The organism is Bacillus hominis (genome assembly GCF_018332515.1).
GTDB classification, from domain to species: Bacteria; Bacillota; Bacilli; order Bacillales; family Bacillaceae_G; genus Bacillus_A; species Bacillus_A hominis.
Genome location: NZ_BOQD01000504.1, coordinates 1 through 770, shown reverse-complemented (window position 1 = coordinate 770; position 770 = coordinate 1). Strand labels below are relative to the sequence as shown.

Genomic DNA, 770 nt, shown 5'->3' with positions numbered 1-770 from the left:
TATAGAAGGTTGCAGGAAGAAAATAGAATGCCAAAACCAAGCCATTCGGTTCCTGCGTAAAATATCAACCGTACCAAAAGAGCGTCCAACGCTCAGGGAGACGAAAGGTTACTTTCGTCGTGGAACTGGGAAGCTCCCACTTCAAGCTTTGCTAAGTGGCGAGTAGTTCACATTAACCATCTACTCTCATATTTAAAAATTGAACAAGTTGATCATTTAAATAACTTGTACTATAAGAAAAATCATTGTGATACCATTCAATAATGATGCCAATAATCGCATTCGCTTGGTAGGAACAATAAAGTGAATGGTTCACGCCTTCTTTAAGCAAAGCCTCTTTATCTTGAAGTAACAAATGCTTTATTTCCTCAAAAAATAAATAATAGTACATTAAAGGAACCTTTTTGGAAAAAACAATTCTGTAGAATGATTTATATTTTTCGATATGATGAAAAATCCGAATTGTAGAAGGATCTAATTTACTAGTTTTCAAAACTGATACGTAGCGATAAGGTTCTTGATAAGAACGTGTCAAATCTGCTGTAATTTCTTTAAAATACTCCTCAAATAAATCTTCTACCTGTTTATAATGCAAGTAAAATGTTCCGCGATTTATTTTTGCCTTTCTGCAAACTTCCGAGATGGAGATGACTTCTAAAGTTTTTTCGTTTAATAATTCTAATAATGCGTTATGCAACGCCTCTTTTGTTTTCACAATACGCATATCTGTACGCATCATTTTTTTCACCTCTTATTGAACACATTTCTTG

1 protein-coding gene is annotated in these 770 nt (G+C 33.8%); it reads right to left on the bottom strand.

Annotated features, from left to right (window positions below; translation table 11 throughout):
- Window positions 1-172: 172 nt before the first annotated feature.
- Window positions 173-739 carry a TetR/AcrR family transcriptional regulator gene (locus KI356_RS26920; RefSeq protein WP_128280433.1) on the bottom strand — a complete coding sequence of 189 codons (567 nt, stop codon included), beginning with the start codon at window positions 737-739 and terminating at the stop codon, window positions 173-175.
- Window positions 740-770 lie beyond the last annotated feature (31 nt).

Excerpts from the sequence above, each read along its gene's own strand:
- KI356_RS26920 (WP_128280433.1), bottom strand. The coding sequence starts at position 739 with ATGATGCGTACAGATATGCGTATTGTGAAAACAAAAGAGGCGTTGCAT.